The sequence below is a fragment of the Mesorhizobium sp. M7A.F.Ca.CA.001.10.2.1 genome (genome assembly GCF_003998575.1).
GTDB lineage: Bacteria > Pseudomonadota > Alphaproteobacteria > Rhizobiales > Rhizobiaceae > Mesorhizobium.
Genome location: NZ_RZQY01000556.1, coordinates 1 through 4135 on the forward strand (window position 1 = coordinate 1; position 4135 = coordinate 4135).

4 protein-coding genes are annotated in these 4135 nt (G+C 65.4%); 2 read left to right on the forward strand and 2 right to left on the reverse strand.

What is annotated here, in order from left to right; genetic code table 11:
* Positions 1-160 precede the first annotated feature (160 nt).
* Positions 161-898: a GntR family transcriptional regulator gene (locus EN964_RS27145; protein WP_127267755.1), complete on the reverse strand. Its 738-nt coding sequence runs from the start codon at positions 896-898 to the stop codon at positions 161-163.
* Between the two features lie 146 nt (positions 899-1044).
* Here EN964_RS27145 and otnK point away from each other — a divergent pair, with 146 nt between their 5' ends.
* Positions 1045-2418: a 3-oxo-tetronate kinase gene (otnK, locus tag EN964_RS27150; RefSeq protein WP_127273327.1), complete on the forward strand. Its 1374-nt coding sequence runs from the start codon at positions 1045-1047 to the stop codon at positions 2416-2418.
* Positions 2418-3056, forward strand: coding sequence for a class II aldolase/adducin family protein (locus tag EN964_RS27155; RefSeq protein ID WP_127272706.1), 639 nt, complete (start codon positions 2418-2420; stop codon positions 3054-3056). The genes otnK and EN964_RS27155 overlap by 1 nt, the downstream gene beginning before the upstream one ends.
* Positions 3057-3160: 104 nt before the next feature.
* Here EN964_RS27155 and EN964_RS27160 read toward each other — a convergent pair.
* The coding region (locus tag EN964_RS27160; protein WP_164776019.1) for a CaiB/BaiF CoA-transferase family protein at positions 3161-4135 on the reverse strand (975 nt) is incomplete at its 5' end.

Here is a 4135-nt window from a genome sequence, read left to right on the forward strand (position 1 = left end):
GCGCGAGGGCGCCTATTTCCACCCCCGGCACAACATGTTCCTGAGTGCCGCGCATACCGCAAAAGACATAGATCTCGCCCTGCAGGCTGCCGATGCCGGCATGGCCGCAGCGGCGCAGGTGGCGTGACCAGCGCCGATGCGGTGGGAAGGAACAAATCGCTCAGCCGACGGCCGACACCAGGCGGCCGTTCTGCGCCGCGCGGCGCAGTTCCTCGGGCGTGACCGCACCGTCGTTCAGCCGTTCGAGAACCTTGACCAACAGGCGTCCGCCTTCGATCATGTCCTGCTGAATGCCCTTGCGCACGCCGTTCTCGTCACGCGCCCGCAGCGCGTCGAGAATGTCGAGGTGCCGGTGGCGGCCGTCGTAGGTCGGCCTGGCGTGCGGGTATTGATAGTTCACCAGCGGACCGTTGCGCAGCCAGATGCCCTCGATGATCGCCAGCAGCTCCGGCATTTGCGCCGCCTGGTAGATGGAATGGTGGAATTCCCAATTGTCGCGGACGGCTTCGAACCAATGGCCATTGTCCTCGTTGGCAATCAGTCTGTCATGCACCTCGGCCAGACGGTCGATCTCCCGTGGCTCGATGCGCGTTGTTGCCGCCGCCCCCGCCATGCCTTCGAGATGCAGCCGGATGCTGCGCAACTCCAGATATTGGGCCAGCGACAGCTGGGCGACGGTGATCGAACGACCGGCCTCCATCTCCAGACCCTTTTCGCGGACCAGCTGCATCAGCGCCTCGCGCACTGGCGTCTCAGACACCTGAAGGCTGGCGGCAAGGTCGCGGATCTTGAAGCGATGGCCCGGCCAGAAGCGGCCCTCCATCATGGCGCGGCGAAGCTCCTCGTAGACGCGCGTCGTCAGATTGTCGCGCGCGATCGGCGCGATAGAAGCAGTCACATCCGCTCTCCGTTCTTGCAGCGGCGCCGGCGTCGCCTGCGTCGCGTGGGCTGTGTATATGATACCACGAATGGCCTGACCACCGACATGAGACAGGCAACTGCGAGACGGGCAGCCATGGTGCAGACGGACATGAGACGGGGCGCATGACCGCGACGCCTTCACTCCTGTTCGGCGCCATAGCCGACGATCTGACCGGCGGCACCGAGCTGGCGTCGATGCTGGTGGCGCGCGGCATTCCAACGGGATGCACGGTCGGACTGAGTGCGCCGATCCCACCAGGCAATCTTGCCCATGTGATCCTGCTGAAGACCCGCGTCATCGCGGCCAGCGATGCGGTGCGCCAGGTTCTGGAGGCGGCGGACCGGCTGCTTGAAGCTGGTGCCCGGCAGATCTTCTTCAAATATTGCGCCACTTTCGATTCGACACCTGCCGGCAACATCGGTCCTTGCGCCGAGGCGCTGCTCGAGCGCCTCGGCGGCGGCGTCACGCTGTTCACTCCGGCGCTGTGTGAGACCGGCCGCACCGTCTATCAGGGACACATGTTCGGCGGCGCCCAATTGCTGGGTGAATCGCCCAAGCGCTTCGATCCGCTGACGCCGATGACCGATTCCAATCTGGTTCGCGTGCTGCAGGCGCAGAGCAAAGGCAAGGTCGGGCTGGTGCCCTATCTCGTCGTCGATGCCGGGGCGGAGGCCATCCGCAACGCCATACGAGAGCACAGCGCGGGCGGCGAGACGCTGCTGGTCACCGACACGATCCGCGAGCGCGACCTGGTTGCGATCGCGGAAGCGACCTTCGACCTGCCGCTGATGACCGGCAATTCCTCGGTCGCCGCGCATCTGCCACCGGCCTGGCTCACGCATGGGCTGCTGAATTCAGTCGATCTCGTTACCGCCAGCCTGCCGGCCATAAACGGCCCAGCGGCGGTGCTGGCCGGCAGCGTTGCCGACCGCACCATCGAACAGCTCGAACGCTTTGCGCAAAACAATCCACTGCTGACGATCGATCTGGCCAGCGCCTTCGCCGGCGCCGATGTCGTGGCCGAAGCGCGTGCCTTCGCCCAGCGGCATTTGCCCGGCACGATGATCGCCATTGCCACGACGGCGCCGCAAGCGACGGTCGAAGCGCTGCAGCAGGCGCATGGCCGCAACGCGGTGGCGGCAAAGGCGGAAGAGATGCTGGCCGGGATTGCACACATTCTTGTGCTCGAACTCGGTGTGCGGCGGCTGGTCGTCGCCGGCGGCGAGACCGCCGGTTCGGTGGTCAAGGCGCTCGGCATCGACCGCATCGCCATGGGTGCCTATGAGGGGCCGGGACTGTCGCGTGCCACTGCCCACCTCCCCGGCCTGCCATCCGAGCCGCTGGCGCTGATGTTGAAATCGGGGAAGCTCGGCGGCCCGGATATTTTCGCCGACGTCCTGCAAGACATGACACGGGCGACCACCGTCGCGCCGGCGATCGATATATGGCCACCGGCAAAACCTGTCATGCGGCCAACCACAGGAAAAGCATCGTGATGGACACCGAGACTGCACGCGCCAGCCTGATCACCGCGACGCAGACGCTGGACGCCAGCGGAATGAATGTCGGCACCACCGGCAACATCAGTGTGCGGACGACAAGCGGCATGATGATCACGCCGACGGGAATAGCTACAAGCGCGCTTCGGCCGGAGCAGATGGTGCCGATGCAACTCGATGGCAGCTGGGAGGGGGCGTTCCGGCCGTCGAGCGAATGGGAAATGCACGCCGAGATCTACAAGGCTTTCCCCGAGGCCGGTGCCGTCGTGCATGCCCATCCCGACCATTGCGTGGCGCTATCGTGCCTGCGCGAGGGACTGCCGCTGTTCCATTACATGGTCGCGGGTTTCGGTGGCGATGATGTGCGCTGTTCGGACTATGCGCTGTTCGCGTCAAGCGAACTGGCCAAGGTTGCCGTCGTCGCGCTCAAGGACAGGTCGGCCTGCCTGCTCGCCAATCATGGCATGATCGCTTTCGGCGGCGATCTCGACACGGCGCTCGTCCGCACCATCAAGCTCGAGACCTTGGCGCGGCAATACCTTTTGGCGCGCAGCGCCGGTACACCGGTGCTCATCGAGGGCAGCGAGATCGCCGCCATTCGGGGGCGGTACAAGAATTACGGCCAGCAGAAGTAGCCGGCCGAGCAATTCCGGGAGCGGCTCTTCGCGCTCTTGAAGTTAAGAACCACCAGTCGTCGAACCGCAAATGCGAGACGAGGGCTGCCACGTTCCGTGGAAGATCAGGCGGGGATCGGTTCGGCGGCAGGCGCATAGACGCTGACAGCCCCGGAGCCGATCAGTTGGTCGATGGTCTCGGCGCTGTAGCCGAGCACGTCGGCCAGCACGGCAGCTGTGTCCTGGCCCAGCATCGGCGGCGCGGTAAAGTCGGCGGTCAGCTGCGCGGCAAGTCCCTGTGCCGGGCGCACCATGGCGACGGAGCCGAGATGCGGATGCGGCAAGGTCTGGACGAGGCCACGCTCACGCACATTGGGACTGTCGAAGACTTCCGGTATCGATTTTACGGTGCCGGCCGGCACGCTGGCGGCGGCGCAGGTTGCCATCCAGTGGTCGCGCGTCCGCGTCTTGAAGGCAGCCGCCAATTCGGGGATCAAAGCCTCGCGGTTGGTGGCACGCGCGCCTGCCTTGATGAAGCGCGCATCCCCAGCCAGATGTGGCAGATCAAGGACCTTCTCGCACAGCGCCGCGAACTGGCGGTCATTGCCGACGGCCAGCGCGAAGCCGCCATCGGAGGCCTCGAATATCTGATAGGGGACAACCGTCGGATGCGCATTGCCGTAGCGGGCGACCTCGCGGCCGGTGTTGAGGTAACCGCTGCCGATATTGATCAGCAGGCTGAGCGCGCAGTCGATCAGCGACAGGTCGAGGAACTGGCCCTTGCCGGTCGTCGCGCGCTCGTAAAGCGCTGCCAGGATCGACTGCGTCGAGACCATGCCGCAGACGATGTCGGTGATGGCGACGCCGACGCGCATCGGCTCGCCATTGCTCTCGCCAGTGATGGCCATCAGGCCGCTTTCGGCCTGCATGACGAAATCATAGCCGGGCCGTCCGGCATCGGGCCCGGTCTGACCATAGCCGGAGATCGAGCAGTAGATCAGCCGCGGGTTTGGCGCGCTGAGTTCCTTGAAACCGACGCCGAGGCGGTCGGCGGTGCCGGAGCGGAAATTCTCGACGACGATGTCGGCCTTCGCCGCCAG

Excerpts from the sequence above, each read along its gene's own strand:
- otnK (WP_127273327.1), top strand. The coding sequence starts at position 1,045 with ATGACCGCGACGCCTTCACTCCTGTTCGGCGCCATAGCCGACGATCTG.
- EN964_RS27155 (WP_127272706.1), top strand. The coding sequence starts at position 2,418 with ATGGACACCGAGACTGCACGCGCCAGCCTGATCACCGCGACGCAGACG.